Origin of the sequence: Agrobacterium tumefaciens, assembly GCA_025560025.1 — a bacterium.
Taxonomy (GTDB): domain Bacteria; phylum Pseudomonadota; class Alphaproteobacteria; order Rhizobiales; family Rhizobiaceae; genus Agrobacterium.
Genome location: CP048488.1, coordinates 1 through 21,635 on the forward strand (window position 1 = coordinate 1; position 21,635 = coordinate 21,635).

19 protein-coding genes are annotated in these 21,635 nt (G+C 57.5%); 14 read left to right on the forward strand and 5 right to left on the reverse strand.

Features of this window, described 5'->3' with window-relative positions; all coding sequences use genetic code 11:
• The 3 genes from repA (at position 1) to FY152_25550 (ending at position 3,992) form a co-directional block, all read left to right on the forward strand.
• On the forward strand, positions 1–1,218 hold the full coding sequence (repA, locus tag FY152_25540) for a plasmid partitioning protein RepA (GenBank protein UXS35522.1): 1,218 nt from the start codon (positions 1–3) through the stop codon (positions 1,216–1,218).
• 229 nt (positions 1,219–1,447) lie between these two features.
• Positions 1,448–2,458: a plasmid partitioning protein RepB gene (gene repB, locus FY152_25545; GenBank protein ID UXS35523.1), complete on the forward strand. Its 1,011-nt coding sequence runs from the start codon at positions 1,448–1,450 to the stop codon at positions 2,456–2,458.
• A 214-nt stretch (positions 2,459–2,672) separates the two neighbouring features.
• Positions 2,673–3,992, forward strand: coding sequence for a replication initiation protein RepC (locus FY152_25550; protein ID UXS35524.1), 1,320 nt, complete (start codon positions 2,673–2,675; stop codon positions 3,990–3,992).
• Between the two features lie 8 nt (positions 3,993–4,000).
• On the opposite strand, the gene FY152_25555 is transcribed toward FY152_25550, so the two are convergent.
• Positions 4,001–4,942, reverse strand: a complete 942-nt coding sequence (locus FY152_25555; protein UXS35719.1) for a recombinase family protein — start codon at positions 4,940–4,942, stop codon at positions 4,001–4,003.
• Between the two features lie 282 nt (positions 4,943–5,224).
• On the opposite strand from FY152_25555, the gene FY152_25560 reads away from it, so the two are divergent.
• A complete protein-coding gene (locus FY152_25560) occupies positions 5,225–6,334 on the forward strand; it encodes a DUF1612 and helix-turn-helix domain-containing protein (protein ID UXS35525.1) in 1,110 nt (369 codons plus the stop codon).
• Positions 6,335–6,514: 180 nt separating this feature from the next.
• Here the strand turns inward: FY152_25560 and FY152_25565 are convergent, their stop codons facing one another.
• On the reverse strand, positions 6,515–9,025 hold the full coding sequence (locus FY152_25565) for a DEAD/DEAH box helicase (GenBank protein UXS35526.1): 2,511 nt from the start codon (positions 9,023–9,025) through the stop codon (positions 6,515–6,517).
• A 202-nt stretch (positions 9,026–9,227) separates the two neighbouring features.
• Positions 9,228–10,415, reverse strand: a complete 1,188-nt coding sequence (locus tag FY152_25570; GenBank protein UXS35527.1) for a hypothetical protein — start codon at positions 10,413–10,415, stop codon at positions 9,228–9,230.
• A gap of 233 nt (positions 10,416–10,648) precedes the next feature.
• Here FY152_25570 and FY152_25575 point away from each other — a divergent pair, with 233 nt between their 5' ends.
• The 4 genes from FY152_25575 to FY152_25590 all read left to right on the forward strand — a co-directional run bounded on the left by FY152_25575 (position 10,649) and on the right by FY152_25590 (position 13,454).
• Entirely contained in the window at positions 10,649–11,365 is a 717-nt protein-coding gene (locus FY152_25575) for a hypothetical protein (protein UXS35528.1), read from the forward strand.
• Positions 11,366–11,373: 8 nt separating this feature from the next.
• Entirely contained in the window at positions 11,374–11,958 is a 585-nt protein-coding gene (locus tag FY152_25580) for an RES family NAD+ phosphorylase (protein UXS35529.1), read from the forward strand.
• 2 nt (positions 11,959–11,960) lie between these two features.
• Positions 11,961–12,953 carry a hypothetical protein gene (locus FY152_25585; GenBank protein UXS35530.1) on the forward strand — a complete coding sequence of 331 codons (993 nt, stop codon included), beginning with the start codon at positions 11,961–11,963 and terminating at the stop codon, positions 12,951–12,953.
• Between the two features lie 96 nt (positions 12,954–13,049).
• Complete coding sequence (locus FY152_25590) at positions 13,050–13,454, forward strand: hypothetical protein (GenBank protein UXS35720.1); 405 nt, start codon at positions 13,050–13,052, stop codon at positions 13,452–13,454.
• 28 nt (positions 13,455–13,482) lie between these two features.
• Here FY152_25590 and FY152_25595 read toward each other — a convergent pair whose 3' ends face one another.
• Complete coding sequence (locus tag FY152_25595; GenBank protein UXS35531.1) at positions 13,483–13,875, reverse strand: hypothetical protein; 393 nt, start codon at positions 13,873–13,875, stop codon at positions 13,483–13,485.
• 323 nt (positions 13,876–14,198) lie between these two features.
• Entirely contained in the window at positions 14,199–15,095 is an 897-nt protein-coding gene (locus FY152_25600) for a LysR family transcriptional regulator (protein ID UXS35532.1), read from the reverse strand.
• Positions 15,096–15,212: 117 nt separating this feature from the next.
• Between FY152_25600 and FY152_25605 the strand changes: the two genes are divergently transcribed.
• From FY152_25605 to FY152_25630, 6 genes are all read left to right on the forward strand, one after another.
• Positions 15,213–16,085 carry a PhzF family phenazine biosynthesis protein gene (locus FY152_25605; GenBank protein UXS35533.1) on the forward strand — a complete coding sequence of 291 codons (873 nt, stop codon included), beginning with the start codon at positions 15,213–15,215 and terminating at the stop codon, positions 16,083–16,085.
• A 430-nt stretch (positions 16,086–16,515) separates the two neighbouring features.
• The gene (locus FY152_25610) at positions 16,516–17,457 is read left to right on the forward strand and encodes an ABC transporter permease (GenBank protein ID UXS35534.1); all 942 of its coding nucleotides are present in this window, start codon (positions 16,516–16,518) and stop codon (positions 17,455–17,457) included.
• Positions 17,454–18,257, forward strand: a complete 804-nt coding sequence (locus FY152_25615) for an ABC transporter ATP-binding protein (protein ID UXS35535.1) — start codon at positions 17,454–17,456, stop codon at positions 18,255–18,257. Before FY152_25610 ends, FY152_25615 begins: the two co-directional genes overlap by 4 nt.
• Positions 18,258–18,283: 26 nt before the next feature.
• Positions 18,284–19,246, forward strand: a complete 963-nt coding sequence (locus FY152_25620) for an aliphatic sulfonate ABC transporter substrate-binding protein (protein ID UXS35536.1) — start codon at positions 18,284–18,286, stop codon at positions 19,244–19,246.
• Between the two features lie 164 nt (positions 19,247–19,410).
• Positions 19,411–20,292: an LLM class flavin-dependent oxidoreductase gene (locus FY152_25625; GenBank protein ID UXS35537.1), complete on the forward strand. Its 882-nt coding sequence runs from the start codon at positions 19,411–19,413 to the stop codon at positions 20,290–20,292.
• On the forward strand, positions 20,289–21,536 hold the full coding sequence (locus tag FY152_25630; protein UXS35538.1) for an LLM class flavin-dependent oxidoreductase: 1,248 nt from the start codon (positions 20,289–20,291) through the stop codon (positions 21,534–21,536). Before FY152_25625 ends, FY152_25630 begins: the two co-directional genes overlap by 4 nt.
• The last annotated feature ends 99 nt before the right edge of the window (positions 21,537–21,635 follow it).

Below are 21,635 nucleotides of genomic sequence, written 5' to 3' on the forward strand. Positions count from 1 at the left end.
GTGAGCAAAGCCGCTGCCATATCCCGAAATGATCGCCCGTCGGTAGATGTTACCATTGGTGAGCATGCTGAGCAGCTCAGCTCTCAGCTTCAAGCGATGAGCGAGGCGTTGTTTCCTCCGACGTCGCACAAGAGCTTGCGCAAATTCACCTCGGGTGAAGCCGCACGCTTGATGAAAATATCTGACTCAACTCTTCGAAAGATGACACTGGCTGGCGAAGGGCCGCAACCTGAACTCGCCAGCAACGGACGGCGCTTTTACACCCTCGGTCAGATAAACGAAATCCGGCAGATGCTTGCCGGCTCGACTCGAGGACGTGAAAGCATTGATTTTGTGCCTCATCGCCGAGGTTCTGAGCATTTGCAAGTCGTTGCCGTAACCAACTTCAAAGGTGGCTCTGGGAAGACGACGACGTCCGCTCATCTTGCACAGTATCTGGCGTTGCAAGGTTACAGGGTTCTCGCAGTCGATCTCGATCCGCAGGCTAGTCTTTCAGCACTCCTCGGCGTTCTGCCAGAAACTGATGTCGGTGCAAACGAAACGCTCTATGCGGCTATTCGGTACGACGACACACGTCGTCCGTTGCGAGATGTGATCCGACCGACGTATTTTGATGGTCTTCACCTTGTTCCTGGAAATCTCGAGCTTATGGAGTTCGAGCATACCACCCCGAAAGCATTGACTGACAAAGGTACGCGCGACGGATTGTTCTTCACTCGCGTGGCCCAAGCCTTTGATGAGGTCGCCGACGATTACGATGTCGTGGTCATCGACTGCCCTCCTCAGCTTGGGTTTCTGACTCTCAGCGGGTTGTGTGCTGCAACATCAATGGTAATCACCGTACATCCTCAGATGCTGGATATCGCTTCCATGAGCCAGTTTCTCCTCATGACACGCGACCTTCTGGGTGTCGTGAAAGAGGCGGGGGGCAATCTCCAGTACGATTTCATACGCTATCTCTTGACGCGCTATGAGCCCCAGGACGCGCCGCAGACGAAAGTGACGGCACTGCTGCGCAACATGTTCGAGGATCACGTCCTTACAAATCCTATGGTCAAGTCGGCAGCGGTATCTGATGCCGGTTTAACCAAGCAGACGCTCTATGAGATAGGGCGAGAGAACCTTACGCGGTCGACATACGACCGGGCGATGGAATCTTTAGATGCGGTGAATTCGGAGATCGAGGCTTTGATCAAGATGGCGTGGGGGCGGGTCTAATGAAAGGCTTTGCGTTCCTCACAGATCTGTTGGGAGCTCCCAACAGACAGGTGTTGATTCGCCCCCTGGACATGGGGCACTGGAGAAGCCGGGGTAATTTGAGACGACGACGCACGCCCATCGCTAATTGGCCAGGGTGCAGTTGTCTTGTCTTGTTGGGAGCTCCCAACCAAGCGCATTTGCAATCAAAAATGCGACGCCACGACGCCAAACCCAAGAGGCCGATATCATGAGCCGCAAAGACGCAATCGATACTTTGTTCCTCAAGAAGCAACCTGCGACCGATAGAGCAGCAGTCGACAAGTCGACCGCTCGTGTTCGTACCGGAGCGATTTCGGCCATGGGTTCGTCTTTGCAAGAGATGGCTGAGGGCGCAAAGGCTGCAGCTCGGCTGCAGGATCAACTGGCTACAGGCGAAGCCGTCGTGTCCCTGGATCCATCCATGATCGACGGGTCGCCGATCGCGGATCGGCTGCCCTCAGACGTGGATCCGAAATTCGAGCAGCTTGAGGCGAGCATTTCGCAGGAGGGGCAGCAGGTGCCGGTTCTTGTCAGACCGCACCCTGAGGCTGCCGGTCGATATCAGATCGTATATGGAAGGCGGCGGCTGCGCGCGGCAGTAAATCTGCGGAGAGAGGTTTCTGCCATTGTTCGAAATCTCACGGACTGTGAACTGGTCGTGGCCCAGGGCCGCGAAAATCTTAACCGTGCTGACCTCTCGTTCATTGAGAAGGCTCTCTTCGCCCTGCGCCTCGAAGATGCGGGTTTTGATAGAGCCACCATCATTGCCGCGCTATCCACTGACAAGGCCGACCTCAGCCGCTACATAACTGTAGCAAGGGGCATACCGCTGAACCTCGCCACACAAATCGGCCCAGCGTCGAAAGCGGGTCGATCGCGTTGGGTCGCACTTGCCGAGGGGCTTGGGAAGCCTAAGGCAACGGACGCAATCGAAGCGATGCTTGGGTCAGAGCAGTTCAAGCAATCTGATAGCGATACCCGCTTTAACCTCATTTTCAACGCCGTTTCAAGGCCACCTGCGAAGACTCCAAAAAAGGTAAGGGCCTGGAGCACGCCAAAGGGGAAAAAGGCAGCGACGATCCGACAAGAAACTGGACGAACAGCTCTGGTTTTCGACGAGAGACTGGTGCCAACTTTTGGCGAATATGTCGCTGACCAGTTGGACAGTCTGTACGCCCAGTTCATTGAAACCAACGGAGGAGGCAAGCTCGACCAATAGTCAGGGTTTCATCCAATTTAAAGCTCCGCTCGACTGAGATGGACTGGCTCTCACCGCAAAAGAAAAAGGCCCCCGAAACGGCGTTCCGGAAGACCTTCTCTGTAGTCTCGCAGCTAAGAGAATCGCATTTCCAGGAATCGTAGTCAAGGGTCCCGTAAGGGAAAGCGTCATTTCGACGGGCGGATTTCAATTGCCTAACAAAAGGTAAAAGGAAATGCAGACGCATATCTCAACGACGTCCTTTGGGCGGCGGCCGATGACGCTCGGCCATATTGCAAGCCAGATGGCAGCAAAAGCGGTCGCATCAGACACTGTCGCCAACAAATGGCAGGTCTTCCAGCACATCCGTGAATCCCGGGGACTGATCGGAGCCACGGACCGCTCACTTTCGATCCTGAACGCGCTGTTGACGTTTTACCCGGAGACCGCCTTGACTGGTGGTGCCGAACTGGTCGTATGGCCTTCTAACGAACAGCTGATGGCTCGCGCCAACGGCATGCCCGCCACGACACTGCGCCGGCATCTTGCCATACTGGTTGATTGCGGGCTCATCATTCGCCGCGACAGCCCCAATGGCAAGCGGTTCGCCCGCAAGGGAAGGGGAGGGGAGATTGAGCAGGCCTATGGGTTCGATCTGTCGCCGATCGTCGCGCGGGCCGAGGAGTTCCGAGATCTGGCCCAGACAGTGCAAGCTGAAAAAAAGGCCTTCCGGGTGGCCAAGGAGCGCTTGACTCTTCTTCGTCGTGACATTGTCAAAATGATCGAAACTGGCGTCGAAGAGAGCGTTCCTGGAAACTGGGGAAGAGTTACCCAGACCTATCAGGGGATCATCGTCCGCCTGCCACGCTCGGCACCTCGGCAGCTTGTCGAGAGTATTGGGCAAGAGCTTCAGGAACTCTGCATCGAGATCCGTGACGTATTGGAATCTTTCACAAAAACGATGAATCTGGACGCCAATGAGTCCCATATCGGTCGCCACAAACAGAATTCAAATCCAGACTCTAAATTTGAATCTGAATACGGCTCTGGAAAAAAAGATGAAGCGGGCGGCAGCGTTGCGGAAACCGACAATGTACGGAGCTTGCCGAAACGCGAGCTGCCTTTGGGAATCGTGCTGGATGCCTGCCCCGAAATGCGGGAATTGGCCCAAGGAGGTCCAATTCGGCATTGGCGCGACTTGCTGGCGGCGGCTGAGCTTGCCCGGCCGATGCTGGGGATTAGTCCGAGCGCCTGGCGGGAGGCCCGCGAAACCATGGGCGAGCAACACGCGGCGATCACGCTGGCTTCGATCTATCAGCGGGCCGGTCAGATCAATAACGCTGGGGGCTATCTGCGCAGCCTGACCGACCGGGCCAAGGATGGGAAGTTTTCGACCTGGCCGATGGTCATGGCGTTGCTCCGGGCAAAGCTGGACGAGCAGAAGAATGCAGTCGGCGCTGGAAAGCCGCGAACTGCTGAGGAGGTCGAGGATGACAGCCGCCTCCACGTATCGGAATCGCTGCTCAAAAACCTGCGAAAGCCGAGATCTTGGTGATCCTCTCGCTATTCAGCCGCGGCGATGTCGACGTCGGTGATCAACCCGGAACGTCGGGCGCGGTCGATCAGGTTCTTGACGGACGAGGGCGCCCATTTGGATCCACCGCGCGGCGTGCGCTCGTGCAGTCTTTCAAGCTGGCCGGCGATCTCGCGGAGCTTCAGGTCTGGGTTCGAAGAATGGATGCCGGCCACAAGCGTCATCAGGCGATCTTCGGGAAGACGGGGAGGAGATTTTTTCAGGAGCGCTGCATCCACCAGGCGTTCCGTCACCATCCACTTCACGGCGCGGCGAAGACGTTCCGGCGTCCAGTCGAGGCCCCGCTGCTTGAGCATTCGGGCGATGTCGTCCCATGTGTGATCCGGTCGCATGCGACGAACGGTAGGAAGCCATTGGTTCGCGGACGCCTGAATCCTATCGCCATATGCCGCTTTCTGGGCCGCGGTCATCCTTGCCAGTGCCTCCGGGCGCTTTTCCCGGATGCCCGGGTTGCCGGAAAGCTTTCCTTTGGACTTGGCTGCGCGGATACCCGCCTTCGTTCGTTCGGAAATGAGCGCGCGTTCGAGCTGCGCCACGGCGCCGAGAACCTGGAGGGAAAACATTCCTTGCGGCGTCGACGTGTCGATAGGATCGCGCAGCGACCGGAAATGCGCGCCCTTCGCCGTCATATCCTCGATTACCTCGAGCAAATGACTGACCGAGCGCGCCAGGCGGTCAAGTCGTACCACAACAAGCGTGTCGCCAGCGCTAATCTCCCGAAGCAGTTTGGAAAGAGCAGGGCGGGCACGCGAGGCGCCGGAACCATGTTCTTGAACGATAATGTCGCAACCGGCCGACCTGAGTTCGATCTCCTGCGCTTCCGTCGCCTGTTCGTCCGTCGAAACGCGGGCATAGCCGATTATACGGCCCTGAGGCCGACCGGAACGTTGATTTTGCGTGTTACGAGCCATTTGCAGCGCCTGAGGAGTGTTGAAGGGCAGTTTTCCAAACGCAGAGGATAAGGATAAACGATCGTTTGTAAACGTCTCTTGGTCCTTTGGAGTCAAAGTAAACACGTCGCAAGTGGCTGGAAAACAGTGGTTTTCATCGATGTCACGTCCATCGGCGCTAATCCTGTACAGTTCGAACGCCTTGGCAGCTCTAAATAGTACGCGCGCGAGAAAAAGTATCTGCTATGATTGAAGTGTATGCTATTATAGCTTCAAGATGGTCTAAATAGATACGTTAAAACAATGAGATATGAAATTGGCGATTTGCCTTTGACAGTGCTGCTTCCGGCTATCGCAAGGGCAGAAGATCAAATCGCGCGTCTGGACGAAATTGTTCGTCGCAGCCCCGTCAGGCAGGGCTTTACCGAAAGGTCTCACTTCACCGAGGCGGCCGCAAGCATGTGGATCGCAGGCGAGCTTGTCCACATCGAGGATCTCGTTCTCCACGACGCAAATCGGGATGTGCGTACCCCGACCCACGAAATCACCATCGCACATTCGATCCTGAGAGCGCGGCGGCGCATCGAAAAAGCTGACCCTGACTGGGCGACGAGCAGGGCTGGGATCGTAAACCTGGTGGGGCGGTCAGAGGGCTCTGCGGAACGAGAGTCGGTAGGGAAGGGGAGATCGCCCTTGCCCGCCGAACTGACGCTGAACGAAGAGGACAACTGTTTCGCCGCGGAGATGGCCGAAATCGATGCAGTTCTTGATCGGTCGACCCGCGCACTCGAAGCGGTGGTAACGGTGGAGGGCAGCAAGGCGGATCCTCTGATGGTCGGTGAGCTCGTTGTCCGGGATCCGGGATGGGACGAGGAAGGGCGCCTTTCGGCTTGGAGAGCGGTTCTGGCTCAGGCTGACGCCTTGCCGACTACCTTGGCGGCCGCAGTGATATGGGACGCATGGGAAAGCATGGAGCCATTGCAGCGGCAGCATTGGCTTGGTACCCAACTCGTGAATTCATATTTCCGGGTGCGCGGAAAGGTGTCCTCGCACCTGTTTGGCATCTGCTCCGGTCTTAAAGCTGTGCCGCGGGAACGGCGGCGATCACACAATCGCGCTTCACGAATGCTTGCCGGGCTGGATGCAATGGCGAGCAGCGCTGAACTGGCCATGAAGGAAGTCATTCGGCTGGGACAGGCGAGGGAGCACCTCGAGCGAAAACTGAAGGGAAAGCGCTCGTCCAGCAGTTTGCCGCGCGTTGTGGACTTGCTGATGGCGCGACCGATCGTGTCCTCGTCGATGATAGTCAAGGAATTGAAGGTTAGCCATCGTGCGGCGCTCGATCTCGTCGCCGAACTCGGCGTTCGGGAAGTGACGGGGAGAGGAAGCTTCCGTGCATGGGGTTTGATTTGATGTGAAGGCAGCAAACATGGTCGGTGCGAGAATTGAACGAATTGAGGCGGTCGGGTCCTCGCGCGTTTAGATGTTTCTGGTCATAGAATTCCTTTTGTTTCGCGCTCGTTCGTGGCGACGCATGTCGCAAACGACAGCGCATTCGCCGCAGTCAAAATCCGCGGGAGAGGGCGGCAACGTTCATTTGAACTCAGTTAAATAGATCGTCTTGATGCCGTCCGGCGTTAGGCCAGTACGGCGCAGTTCAGCCTCACAGCGCTCTTGAAGAACGTCCCTGTCTCCGGGTTGCCCAATTAGATAGACATAGAGATTCCGGACCGCTCCGACGAGCTTTGTCACTTCCTCCAATTTAAGGGCGTACGTTCCCTGGGTGCTTGCTTTCCGATCGGCGATGGGCTCCGGAAGCGCCGAAACCCGCAAAGACTGCCTTCCGGGATAGCATCGCCTGAACCATTGCTCGGCTTCTAGGAGTTGAGCATGGTCGTTCTTGTAGAGCGGGTTGTCCTTCTCCTTGTCGCTTTTGGCTTCTATGACGAAATCGAACAAACCGCTCGTTCGCCACAATACATCAGGCCCTGTTTTGTGCACTGCTTCCGGCCGCTCGGCGTCAAAACCAAGATATGCTCCAAGGTTCTTTAACGCCTCCTCATATTGGAATGGGGAGGCGTCGGGCACTAGAGCCGAGACCGCTTCGTTATAAGCAGGAATGAGCGATCCACGACGTTGATATTCGAGGATTCGGCTAACAATCGCCATGGATTGTGGACCTGCCATTGGTCGCGGAATATAGGCGGGTCGGATGCGAGGTGGGATATGGTTGTTGTTGGTTGCGAAAGCTGACGTCTGAAGTCGCTGACCCTTGTGATCGTCATTCATATGGAAAGCGATGCGAGCTGCCAACGAGGAAAGCCATGCCCTTCTCTGACCATCCTGGACTAGGTCTGGTGAGGAAATCAGGTGTTCGAGTTCTTGAATGGCGCTTTCATACTGTCCCACTCTTTCCAGCCGGAAAGCCCTGCGCTCAGCACCGGCGACCTTCAGCGACAGTTCGTCGATCCCCGGGGGCCGGGTGGCGGCTGCCAACTCTGACGCATGGTAGGCAACCCAATCCGGATCCCTGTTCAAACACTTGAGCATCGTTTCGCCAATTTCCTGATAGCTGGCGACAGCCTCACTCACTTCCTGTCCCACGTTGAGTTGTACGCGGCTGCTCGCGGTCAGATGCTCAAGGTTCTTCTTGCGTCCGATCCATGCAACCAAGTCGCTTCCCGTCAGGACGACCACGCAGAAATCGCCGCCACCCCTGGAGCCGCGCCCTAGGCCCTGCTCGATCCGCTGGGCCAACAACGAGTTGACCGCGGAATCTGCAAGGACATTCGTCCGAAACATATCGTAGTCGGTCGTACCCTGTGGCAGGCCATCCATAATCAGCAGGCGGCAAGACTGACCAGCCAAATCAATGCCGTCGTACCGGTTAGCAAGAACGATCGGACCCTTGAACGATCCGGCCTGCATATCTTTTATGCGGTGGCTAACCGCTTCACTTGTCTCTGGATATTCCGCAGTATCCAACCATCCTTTCGCAACGGTCCCGGACGGCGCCAAAATCGCGACGCCGGCGTAACCGGCAATCCATTTCGCGATCTGTTTAACCATCGGTGTGATAGCGACATTGCCGAGCGGCATCAGCTCGGGCACCAAGATCATGCGCTCGCCTACACCCGCGAGCGATGAAGACTGAATCGGTCTGCCAACTGCAGCAGGGGAGGCACCGAATGTGCGAACAATCTCGCTGTCGTCCGAAATCGTAGCAGACATGTAGATCCGGCGTTTAGCGTCATCGAACGTCGGAAGAAGATCAACCGGCGGAAAGGTGGGGGTGATCGTCACCGATTTGCGGCTGAAGAGGCAGTGGCACATGGCCAGATTGTCACGTAGGAGAGGCCATATGTAGGGATCGACGCCCTCGACATGCTGTGAAAGAAATTCCCGAACTTCGGGGACCTTGGACAGCCAAGCCCAGCTGGGGACCTCGATCACGCCGAAGTCCTTCCCCCTCGTGATGTCAGCAAAGGCGCCGCCTCGTCCGACCTCGTCGAACGCGCCCCTGAAACGATCCGCCATCTCCTGATAGACCTCGAGGTGGTCTTTCGATGTGATCGTCAGGCTGAATGCTTTACGAACAGAGGAAAGCGCGACGTGCGCGTCGTCTAAGATGATGCCTCCGACTTTCACTGCCGGTTTGGCGGAACCTCGAACACCAAATTTGCTGCGACCACTGAAAAGGCTCTCGTAGGCCCCCACGAGAACGGCGTTACCATCAAGAAACTCGGAGGCTAAAGGCTGCCCCCTCGTGTAGGGCACCGCGCGGATTCCATATTCAGTCGCTTTGGCAATAACCTGTTCGACGAGCTGGGTAGTTGGTGCGAGATAAAGAACGGGTTCACCGAGTTCATTCATGGTTGATTGTGCCATGAGAAGCGCAACCAGGGTCTTTCCTCCCCCCGTATGCAGTTTTACAACGACATCCTTGTCGTTTCTCCGGGATGGATACCAAGCATCGAGAGCTTCGGCTTGGCTAACATAAAGGTCATTGATCCCGACGGCTTTCGGCAGGGAATGAAAGATATCTCGTGGGGCGACGGGCTTCGGCTTTGCCTTGTCCTCGCGAAGCTTTTTGAAATCGACCACCTCTTGCCCCCCATTTTACCGACAGTTCTGCTTTAACAGATGTATGCCCAAGAGAGAGGCATTGAAAATACCTACTACTTAGAAAGACGTGTTGCAGGTTATTTTTTCGGCGGGCGTTACTGACGCCTAACGATATGGCAGGAGCAGGATGACAAACCATGTTTTCTGCATCCACTAATTCACAGACGTCCAAGGTTGAAAGTCAGAAATCAATTCTGTCCTCTCGCATTTCACCACCAAGGCCAAATAAATACATGGAGCCATAAAATGACAACAGATCGCTCCGCGGCGCACCGTCGATTCGTTGTGTTAGCGCCTCGGCCACCACGCCGACGTGCTTTACGAGTGCGTCCAGATGTTGCTTTGTTGGTTGGTTCCTATCTCCAAGCGCTGCCTTCAGCGCATACAGCCGTTCAAGCGGCGCTGGATGGGTCTCGGATACCGAAAACCGAGGTATGTCGAGAAATCGGGAGCCCAAAAGTTCAATTAAGTGGAGGAAGAGAAATATGTGATAGGCGCCGTTGGAAAGGCGGAGTTTTGCATCTTTATCCGACCCGATGGCTGTAATCGCGTGGAGGTCAGCACTGAATTCTAGATCGTGGTTATAGGTTTTTAGATCCTCCAGATTTTCGGTCGAAGATGCTTCTTCCATATGACCTAGAAGCAAATGACTAAACTCATGCCCGAATGTGAATTCGAGCATGTCGTCTACATCGCGCTTGATAGCAGCGTCCACACTCGCTGGAAGTTTAGCTCGCGGATCGATGTCAAAGTCCTGGGCTTCTGACCCTATCATCGTCCGCAGGGCGATTAAGGCTGCATCAATCCGGTCGCCCATCGGAAATTCATAGTGTGCGCCATGAAAACATACAGTCATGAAATAGAGGAAGTAGCGCAACGCTTCGGAGACGATGATCACCTCGCCTACCAGGGACTTTAAGCAAGCGGCGTTCACTTCCAGGGTTGGGACGTAGCCATAGGGGATTGAGCGAGCGGATTTTCGTAAGGCCTTCGGCAGTCGCTCAAGATAGCGTCTCGGAGCCAAATTGACGGTTTCGTAGTAGGATGTCAGAGTCCAAGGGCGACCGTTCTGCTGAAATGCACGCTTCCGGTGGGCAAGCACCCTCGTAACTCGAGGAGAATCGGCAACGGAGTTAGCCCGAATTCGCAGCAAGTAGTCATGCGCGCTTCTCAACGACCTCAGCCGGAGAATCTCATTCTTAGAGCAGAAGGGCGCATAAACCAGTTCTTCATTGCTGAGATCTGGATCGAGTGGTTCGATCCCTGTGACGTAGAACTCGCCACGTTCATCGCCGATGAAGAAACCATTCGCGGCGCGGCGCGCCCCGGGAAATTCCTTCAGCCATTTCTGTATTTCGTGCTCTTCCATTGCGAAACGACAACCCTCGTGCCAAGTAGAAAAATACGCAAACTAAAAAGTCCGATAGTAATACGCGAATAAGCCTAACTGCCCGTCTGTAAATCAGGTCGATAAAAAGAGGGTAAGTTCGCCATCAAATCTCTAAGGGCCTCAGTGCTGGCCGCTCCCGAATCTGAGGGCAACAATCTGGACAAATCGGACAATCCGCATTATCTTGGCTGTAGTCAAGAAGGAAGACGAAGATGGTTGCTGTCACCCGTAAATCGCAGATGCGCGCAAAGCTAGAAGTCAATCCGGCTGCGGTAGCCGATGTTCTCAAGGTTTTGGCCCGACACAATCCAGGCCTTTCAAAGCCGGCGCTTGCAGCGACTGGCAAGGTCATGGCCGTGGTCTCTGCGGTGGCAGCGCGCCTTTCTGTCGAGCAACAGCATCGGATTGCCGACGATGAAACGGAACTCGCCCATATTGTGGAAGCCGCCGTCGCCGAACTGGCTGCGAAGCCAGGTCATGTACTCGCGGAGGTATCGGTCGAAAAGCCTGTGGAGGTCAGCCGAGGTGCTGGTCTGGGGCAATCGGTAGACATGGAGGAAGGGCGCCGCAGGCTCGACGAATTTGCGACGCCAACCCGCATCGAAGACTGGGCCGGTCCGGTCGCTGGTCCGGGCGATATCGAGAAGAAGTTCGGCACGAAGCGATCGACCTTGCACGACTGGCACAAGCGCGGAGCTGTCGTCGGTCTGCTCAAGGGCGAGCGAAAGCATGTCTTTCCCCTGGCTCAGTTTGTCGATGGCCGGCCGGTCGAGGGCATGCCTCAGGTCACCAAAATCATCCGCAATCCGCGTGTGGCGTGGCAATGGCTGATCCAGCCGAAGCCGAGCATTGGCGGAACGCCGCTCGACAATCTCAAAATGGGCAATCTAGACGAAGTTCTGGATGCGGCCGAGCGCGATTTTGGTTGAGCTGAATCGTGAAACTTGATCCCCAAACGGTTCGGGAGCTCGCGCTTGCCTTTCTCCCGCAATCTTATGTCCGCATTATACCTGTAGCCCACATGTCGACCCCGCTTGGCATGGGTTTCGGCCAATCGCGATTCTCGAGCCCCAACCAGATGTTCCGACTGCTTTATGCCGCATATGATCTCGCGACCGCGATTGCGGAGACGATTGTGCGCGACCGCTTCGAGGGGACCCAGGAGCGAGTGCTGGATGAGAGCGAAATCGAGGACTGGTCGGTCACTGAGGTGACGGCCACGGATGCTCTCATTCTTCTCGACCTGCGCACGACCGGCCTCCTGAGGTTGGGCGTCAGCACGGACGCAGCCCGGGGCAAGGAACATCAGGAAGGGCAGAGACTGAGCGAGTCGATCTTTCGATCCTATGCTGTCGATGGATTGCTCTATTCCTCACGCCTCACGGCGGCAGATTGCGTGGCGGTCTACGATCGGGCTGTCGCTGCGAAACTTGTCGCCTCTCCGGCGGTCGAGCTGGTTCGTCAAGCCGACTTGATAGCCGCCCTGCGGTTTATCGGGGTGTCGATCCGGGCCGGGCGATAAGCATGTCCGTTACAGTCACTTCCGCAAACTTCTCTGGGCGATTTACGGCGTTGAATGGCACGAAAACGTTGCCAGCGACACATGCCGACATCATCCGCTCGTTGCTGACCGTCGGCTATCCCAGCCGTCGAGCCGCTGTCCGCACCGTTGGCCCCTGGCGGGAGAAAATGCTGGTCGCGATGGCGACGGGCTATCTGGATGCCTCCTTGAACACGACGGCCTATTTTCGGAGTTTGGAGCAGTCGGAGAAGGTGGGGGTTTCGTTCCTTTTCGGCGAGGCGTTCACGCACTGGTATGCTCAGAGTCAGATGAGCGTGCAGTATCTCGTGCATGTCGCCGGCCTTGCCTCCTGTCGATGGGGATCCCCAACGGCTCCGGTCGCGCCGAAAGCTGGCGCAGCGCCTCCTCCTCCAAAATCGCGTCCCGATTTTATCGGCATCAAGCGAAGGGAACGCCATGTGTTCGAGAGCAAGGGTCGCATCCGAGCGCCAGCCGCAAGCACCGTTGCGAAGGCACTGGGGCAGGTTTCGGCGCTTCACACGGTCAACGGACGGGCGCCGACCACGCGCTGTGCAAACTTCTTCATGTTCAAGGCCGGTGGTGCAGAGGGCAGAGTGCTGGATCCCCCGGCAAAGGGTGACGGCATCACCGTGACGTTTGATCTCTTCGAAGCGATTACACGAGCTTACTCGATTATCCTCGATCAGCCGGTACTTGATCTATCCGATCAGGTTGGTGCGGGTTATGTCGGCCGCGAGATCGATGATGGTGTGTTCCTGGGTATCGACAAGGAAATCCTTGCCTTGGTACAAGAGCGGCCCCCGACCGAAGCAACGCGTCGCAGGCGTGTCGCCCAGGTCTTCTCTGCCCTTGAAGATCGGTCGCAGACCTATGCGGGCCGGCAGGATAGAAGTGTTTCGTCCGGTCTTGACGGGGTCCTGCTTCTTGACCGCCGTTCGCCGCGCGCCCTTCGACGCTTCCGGACGCAGGGTTAAATGGCCGACTTTATGTCGGTGTGTTGGTTTCACCTTCTGACCAGCAAATCATGTGATTTACTACAACCCTATAATTCCATCAGAGATGCTGGCTCCATGACGACCCTTCTCGGCCTCACCTATATCTCAAATGAAAAAGTGCCGCTCGCGGACCTGGACGACTATGTAACCGTCCAAGTGCCGAGTGCTGGGTTTGATCAGCACCTCGGAAATTATGCACCGTGGTTTTGGTCGATCGATAGGAGAGGGGGCGGCGGCGTGGATTTCAAGCAAGGGAAATATGACTATTGGGTGCGCCGGATCGGTTCCAACCAACCAATAGGTTTTCCGGTGCTGTCACCGACCTCAAAAGAGGAGGGCTGGATCTCAGTCATGGACGGCCGACATCGCATAATGGCAATTGTCGATAGCGGTAGGCAGGCCTTTGCAGCGAGACTTCCCAGATTATTGCTGGGAACGGCGCAAATGACAATTCCAGGCCTCGAAATCTTTGATCTGTAGACTACAGACGGCGCCGAGGTGCCCCCTGTCAGACTCCTGCGTCGACGACCATCGAAGTCGGGAAGCCACCATGAGGCTTCGTAATGAACGCCAGGCGCGCTTTGCGGAGTGGCCACGTCTTATCTCGCCACCAGTAAAACTCCAGATGCGATCTGCCCTGCGCGCGGATTTCCGACTCGATATCGCGGCTCTCACGTGAACCCGGGACAGCAAGAAAAGTTCCCGTCACGATGCAACGGGTGCTGCCCCTTACAGTGGCCTCGGTGTCGAAGACGGCGTCGCTGATGCAAACGCCCATGAAATCCCTGCTGCGCTGGCCTTTAGGGGTCTCAATGATGAGATCACCAGACGTGCGGTCAAAGTAGATTTTCACTCGGCTGCCGATCTCAGGTGGCTGACGAGAGACGTGCGGTATATCCATTTTCTACTCCTCTGGAGACTGCGTTGGCACCTGTGGGACGGTCGCAAACACACCCGGGGAGCTGTCTTGCACCGCCGGTAGGTCGAAGCGCGGATCGGTGAGATCGAGCGCGCCAGACCGCATCAGAGACTTCTCGAGCCCGATCGAATATCCATTTATAGGCCTGTGGCGTGAGCTCCATATGCGGTTTTCTCATGATGGCGCGCCGCGGATTGAGATTGCCGCCACTGCCGGCGTTCAGATTGCGTTGAGTTGGCGCAAAAGAATCCGGACCAAGTTCGATCATCATATCGACCATGGACACGTCTGCCGAAAGAGGTCCGTTAATGACACATTGGCCCGAGCGATACCTGAAACCACTCCCTAAGTGCGACGATGTCAGCTCTTGTTTCTAACCCAATAGCGCAGGCAAAGTGATAGGCATCTCCGGCAAGCTCCCCGGAAAAAGGCGCTATCAGCAAGCCCGCAGCAAGCGCATCCGCTACCAGAACCCGGCTGGCTATGACCACGCCTTGTCCCGCGATAGCCGCCTGGACGGCTAGCATGCTATCGGGAAAGCGGGGTCCGACACTGGTGTCGACGTCGGCCACACCGGCCTGCGCGCACCAGCGCAACCAGTCTGGTTCCGGCGAGGGCCGGTTTCGTCCGTCGATATGAATCAGTATAGCGCGCCGCAGATCATCAAGGTGGGACAGACCGAGCCGTGCGCTACAAACGGGTGTCATCACGTCACGGCAAAGGTAGGTACTGACCACGCCGGGGAAGGGACCACGCCCGTAACGTATTGCAGTCTCGACACCACCCGCCCGCAAGTCCTCGACGGAGTTCGAAGTATGCAGCCGGAGATCGATCATCGGAACAGCCTGGCGGAGCGTGTCCATCCGCGGCACCAGCCAGTGGCTGAGAAAAGCAGTGGTGGATGAGAGGGTGACTGTCGTCGGGGTCGTATCTGCCAGCAGTCGCGTGACTGCTCTTTCGATTTCGCCGAAACCAGAGGCCGTCGCCTCGTACAGGGTCTTGCCCTGCGGCGTTAACGTCACCGCTCTCGGCGACCGGTCCAGGACGCGCAGGCCCATATGGGCTTCGAGTTGCTTGATCTGATGGCTGATGGCCGTCGGCGTCACCGAGAGTTCTTCAGCCGCCGCCTTGAAACTCGCCCGCCGTGCAGCGGCTTCGAAAGCGCGAAGGGCGGACAATGGCGGCAAGCGAGAGCGACTCATGCTGAATCCAGTTCACCTTGAAGCTGAGTAATTTGACTTTTTCTATTTGTATAAGCGGCTGTACAGTGCTGATCGTCAAACCCTATCAAAATAAACTCATTCAAGGCAGCAGGAAAAATGGTCGAACTGGTCGCAGGTCTCATTGATGTCTTCGCAGATGCGCCATTGACCGGCAATCCGCTCGCGGTGGTGCAGGACGCCGACGACCTTACCGATGATGCGATGCGGCGGATCGCCGGTGAATTCAATCAGGCCGAGACCACCTTCATACTTCGGAGCGCACGTGCCGATTGGAAACTGCGGTCGTTCACCGCCAGCGGCGCGGAAGTATTCGGTGCGGGCCACAACGCCCTCGGTGCGTGGCTTTGGCTAGGAGAACATGGAAATCTCGGTTCGCTGACGACCGCCCGAACCCTTCAGCAGGAGATCGGTCAGGATGTTCTTCCGATCGAGCTCGAATTGATCGCCGGCCGCGTCCACGGCCGCATGCTCCAGGCGCCGCTGCGCTTGTCGGACGCGCTCAGTGATGTCGCGCCTCTCGCCGACGCTCTTGGCCTCGGTCTGGGCGACATTCTGTCAGAACCGGCGCCACGTCCCGCCGACACCGGTGCGGCTCATCTGATGGTGCGCGTTCGCAATGCCGGCACGGTTGACGAGGCGCGACCCGATGCCGGCAAGCTGCTCGCCGTTCTGAGAAAGACGGCGGCGGAAGGGTGTTATGTCTATGCGTTCGATGCCGGAGCATCGAACACTGCCTACGCCCGGTTCTTCAATCCAACTGTTGGTCTGTGGGAGGATTCGGCGACCGGAACCGCCGCTGGCCCGCTGGCGGCGTATCTTGCAGCTACGGGAAACCTCAGGAACAACGAATTGGTGATCGAACAAGGTACCAAGATGGGCCGCCGCAGCATTCTGCATATCCGGCTGAAGCCCGAACCGGAACTCTCCGGGACAGGCATTGTCGTGTTGAGAGGCGTGATCCGGCTTTAATGCTTGCACCCGGTCCTGCGCACGTACCGATCCTTCAAACTTCAGCAAGCCGGCGCTGCGACGTCTCTTGGTTCTGGGGCGACGACTTTATCGTGCTGCCGCCCTTCATGCGAGCCAACGGCGCTCTCTTCCTCGAACACGTGATGCCAATTCTTTAGGATCGCGGCATTTTCCATAACGACTGTACCGGCGGCCCCGACGCGAGACTTTTGCCCTGCCGCTCCCCAAAGCCAGTACGTGATGGCCCGCGGCAAAAATTTTGCATTTGAATGACTTAGAAACTCACTTTGCTTCCTCGCGCCCATAAAAGAGAACAAGATTTCATGACTTTATACATAGATTTTATAGACTGGCAGTCTCAGGCTCGTTTCAAGTCCATACCGTAAGGCACGCGGAAAACGAGGTTCATCCTACAATTGCGACGAGGAGGTTGGATGACAGCCAACGGTCTGTCCATTCTGGTGCGTTCAATTCGAGAGACGCCCCTCGGCTCTCATTTCCTGGATGCCAAACGCAACGTCGTGGCAGCCGGGAGGACGGAGGAATCGTGAGTAAGCAAGCTGTCTCTACCACCATTGGTCATTCAGTTCCGTCGTATCGCCCGTTAGCGCTCCTCTCTGCGTTCGCCGTTCGAGTGGGGCCGCTTGTGGCGCTCGTCACCGTTTGGCAGGTGGCATGTGATTTTGGAGCCGTGCGACCCGTGTTGCTGCCGGCCCCATCAACCATCGTTCGCACCATATGGAACATGACATTGAGTGGGGAGCTTGCCGAGCATGTGGCGGTAAGCAGCGCCCGTGTGCTCCAAGGGTTCGGCATCGCCGCTGTGCTCGCCCTCGCGCTTGGCATCGTTATGGGGCTCATCGGGCCCTTGAACCGGCTGGCTGATCTAATGGTGCAGGTGTTAAAACCCATCCCGCCTATTGCCTGGATCCCGCTGTCCATCCTGTGGTTCGGTATTGGGGAGGAGGCCAAAATTTTCATCATCGTCCTCGGCGCCTTTTTTCCCATTTTAGTAAGCACTCTTGACGCTGTCCATCAGACTGATGTCCGCTATGTGGAACTAGCTCGGGTGCTGGAAGTGCCACGGCTCAACTTCATCCGTCAGGTGATGATCCCCGGCGCCCTGCCGCAGATCATGTCGGGGCTCAGGCTCGGCATCACCATGTCTTGGATGTGTGTTGTGGCAGCCGAGCTGATCGCAGCTTCGAGTGGCATCGGATTCCTCATCATGGACGGCCGCGTAATGTCGAATGCCAGCGTTGTGCTTGCGGGAATGATTACCCTCGGCGTCCTTGGCAAGCTGACCGACGATGCCTTACGCTTCGCTGAGCGACGTCTGGTGCGCTGGCGCGCCGGCTTTAGCGGGTTATGAGGGGTGATATGACCGCTGCCGCATTCCCTGCAACACCCCCCGCCGCTACCGATCATACGCTGCTGGTCCAGGGCGTCTCCAAAAGCTTCAGTCGGCCTGACGGGTCGGAAGTGCGTGCTCTGGACCATGTGGATCTCGTTGTACGGGACGGCAGCGTCACCTGCATCATCGGTGCAAGCGGCTGCGGCAAGAGTACCCTGTTGCGCATCGTCGCTGGCTTGGAACCACAGTTCGGCGGGACGGTGCTGCTGGGCGGTCGGCCGCTGAAGGGACCGGGCCTTGACCGAGGCATCGTGTTCCAGGACCACCGCCTCGTTCCCTGGATGACGGTGGAGGCTAACATCGCCTTCAGTCTCCACCGTTTGCCCAAGGCGGAGCAGCGGCGAGTCGTGACTGAGAAGTTGAAGCTGGTGGGCCTTGAAGGATTTGGGCGGTCCTATCCGCACCAACTGTCCGGTGGTATGGCGCAGCGCGTCGCCATCGCGCGCGCGCTTGCGCACCAGCCGGAGTTACTGCTGCTGGACGAGCCCTTCGGTGCGCTCGATGCGCTGACCCGCCTCCAGATGCAGGACGAGGTGCTGCGCATCCGCCATACTGACAATCTGACCACCGTGCTCATCACTCATGACATCGAGGAGGCCATCTATCTCGCAGACGAGATCGTGGTGTTCTCTGATCGTCCCGGCCGTGTACGGGCGCGGTTTACCGTGGAGCTGCCCCATCCGCGCGACCGCGGCGATCCCGCCTTCGCCCGTCTGCGCCATGAGTTGCATGCCCAGTTTTTCCACCACCGCAATTAGCTCATTTTGAAAGAAAGTCGTCCAAGATGCTAAAAAAAAACATTGCCAAAACTGCCACTGCCTTGGTCGCCGCCGCACTTCTCTGGGCCGGTTCCGCTGCAGCGGAGACCGTAAACATTGGATTCATGCCGTTCGTGCCTTATTCCGCCATCCTCCTGGCCAAACAAAAAGGTTGGGTAGATGAGGAGTTTACCAAGGCCGGCTTGAAGGACGTGGAGATAAAGTGGCACCAGTTCGCGGGCGGTCCGCCGGTGAACGAGGCCTTCGCCTCGGGCGCTCTCGACATTGCCGCGCTGGGCGACACGCCCTCCCTCATCGCCTTCGCCAATGGCATCGATACTCGCTTTGTGGGCCTCGCCTGCAAGGGGGCCAAGGCTGAGGCGCTGATAGTGCTCAAGGACAGTTCGGTGAAGACAGTGAAGGACTTGAAGGGCAAGAAGGTCGCTACCCTGCGCGGCGGCAATGTACATGAGCTGCTGGTACTGGTGCTGGCCGAGGCCGGCCTGAAGATTTCCGACGTTGAGTTTCTCAATCTTGGCCTGCAGGACATGGGCATTGCCCTCACCAAGGGCGACGTCGATGCCGTCCTGGTGTGGGAACCGCTACTTACCAAATTGGACAGCGAGGGTGTCTCGCGTACCCTGCGAGACGGCGCCGGCCTGAAGAGTAACCTCAACCCGATAGTCGCCTTAGGCAGCTTCGCCGCCAAGCATCCGGATGTGCTGAAGGCCTATTTGCAGGCGGTAAAGCGCGGGGCCGAGGCATTGCGCTCTGATCCGGCCGGTTCAGCCCAGGTCCTCGCGCCGGTAGTAGGCCTGACGCCAAAGCAGACTGAGCTCGCCTTCTCCCGTTTCGAGTGGAAACCGACCGTAACCGAGGCGGACCAGGCAGAGCTGGCGGATTCCGTGAAGTTCCTCCTGGACAACCACTTCATCAGGCAAACGTTCGAAGTCTCCAGCTTCGCGGATCAGGCCTTTTTCAATTTCTAACGCGAGGCAGAGGATGCCCGAGACCTCGCTCCGAGGCTTTGGCGGCATCCGGAGGATCAGACCCGGAACTATTTCGATCTTGATTTTTCGACCAAAAACGCACGTTCACGCAACTTGGGTCTGGCTCAGCAACACGAACACGCGTTCAACAAAATGAGAAGGGTATGTTGATGGGCGTTCGCCAAGTATTCGGGCTTGGGCTGATGATATCAGACCCAATCACTACGGCAGATCTTGTTACGGTCGCCCGAACGGCTGAGAAGGCGGGATTCACGACACTGACTATCGGGGGCAGGGAAACCATCCTGGATCCAACAACAATCCTGGCCGCGCTGGCGGCCAGGACCGAGCAGATCGGGCTGGTTGCGGCGGTGAACGTCGATACGGCTCTGCCTTATGATTTTGCACGCCGTCTGGCGTCTCTTGATCACCTCTCGAGTGGACGGGCAGGCTGGAAGCCATATTCGACTGCCGATGAGCCTGAAGAAGCCCGGATCGCGGAGTTCGTGCATGCCGTCAGCCACCTCCTGGACAGCTGGGATGACGATGCCGCCCTTTACGACAAGGAGAGTGGAATTTATGTCGACATCAGCAAGGTTCATCGGCTCGATCACATCGGGGAATATTATAGGGTAGCTGGCCCGCTCGATATACCACGCGCCCCTCAAGGTCGACCGGTCCTGGTTCGAGAGGTCCTCGCTGCCGATCTTGCCGAAGGCGCATGGCCCACGGCGGACATCATTGAAATCGTTCCGGTCCCCGGTCAGAGCACGAACAAGCCCCTCGCACCTCGTGCCGAGGGAAATACCACCCTTCTAAGTATCGTTGCAGACACTAACGATCTCGCGTCGATGCATGCACTGCTCAACGATGGGGACGTTGATGGAGCAACTGTCCGTGTAGCGCCACGGATCGATGCCGTCGCGCGGGCAGCGAGAGATATTGGGTTATGGTCAAAGCCGCGCGGAAGCAATTTGCGTGACACGCTTGGGTTATCTCGTCCGGAAAGCCTGTTTGCCCTTAGAAGAAATGGAGTTTCCGCATGACCAGCCGTCCTCTCGCTCTTCTGGTCAATCCCCTGCTGTGCGGCCACCACGAGGCAGCCTGGCGGACGGAACGCGCACAGCCCGAGCGGATTCACAGTCTCGATTACTTCCAGCAACTCGCCCGGACTGCCGAACGTGGACGATTCGACGCCGTGTTCATGGCCGACTTTTTCATCTTCAATCCTGCGGTCATGTACAGCCCGCGTTGGGAAGTCGAGCCCGTCACGCTCTTGTCTGCGGTCGCTCAAGCAACCGAGAATCTCGGTTTCATCGCCACGGGCTCGGCGATCTTCTCCGATCCGGTTGAGATCGCCCGGGTCTTTTCGACCTTCGACCATGCCACGGGAGGCCGCGCTGCCTGGAACATCGTGACCTCGGGCGAGCCAGCGGCCGGTGCCAACTACGGCCTCGATAAGCCGATCCCCCATGCCGAGCGCTATGAATTGGGCGCGCGCAACACAGAACAGGTGCTCGCATACTGGGACGGCGCACCGGTCCCCGACGATGTTGCACCGATTGCCCGTCCGGTCCAGGGCCGCCCGGTTCTGGTGCAGGCCGGGTCTTCCGCCACGGGGCGAGATTTCGCGGCCCGTTTCGCCGAACTGGTGTTTAGCGCCCAATGGAATTTCGAAGCTGGCAGGGACTTCAGAAATGACCTTAGGCGCCGCGCCGTGACGCATGGCCGAAACCCCGATGATGTGCGTCTTATCCTGGGCCTCAGCTTTGTCATCGGCTCCACCGAGGCAGAGGCCCGCAGCAAGAAGAAGGCGCTTGACGACCTGATCCTGCCACACGCCTCTCATAGCTGGCTACAGAGTTTCGGTATCGACCTGACCGCGTTCGATTTCGACGAGCCCCTGCCGCGGACACTCGGGAACATCGATCTGTATGAGGGCATCAAGAGCCGCTTTTCGGTCATTTCATCCCTGGTTGACAGCACATCGCCACTAACCATCCGGCAACTGGCCAGCGCCTTGGCCGGAAGCCGCGGCCATCATCTTGTTATCGGCACGCCGGAACAAATCGCTGATGCGGCAGAAACCTGGTTTCTGGGAGGGGCGACGGACGGATTTATGGTGATGCCCCATGAATTGCCTGCGGAATTCGAGTTGTTTGTGGACGAGGTCATCCCGATCCTGCGTCGTCGAGGCCTCGTGGATCGCGATTATCGTGGACATACGCTTCGCGAGAACCTTGGGCTGCCCATCAGCCCGTCCGCGCCGTCATGGGCATTCCAGACATGAATATCGAACAGGGTTCCACCGGACAGCGGCGGCAAGATAGCTGTCGCAATTCCGAGCATGTTCGGGATACGCACGTCTTTAAAGACCTGTCCGTCGATT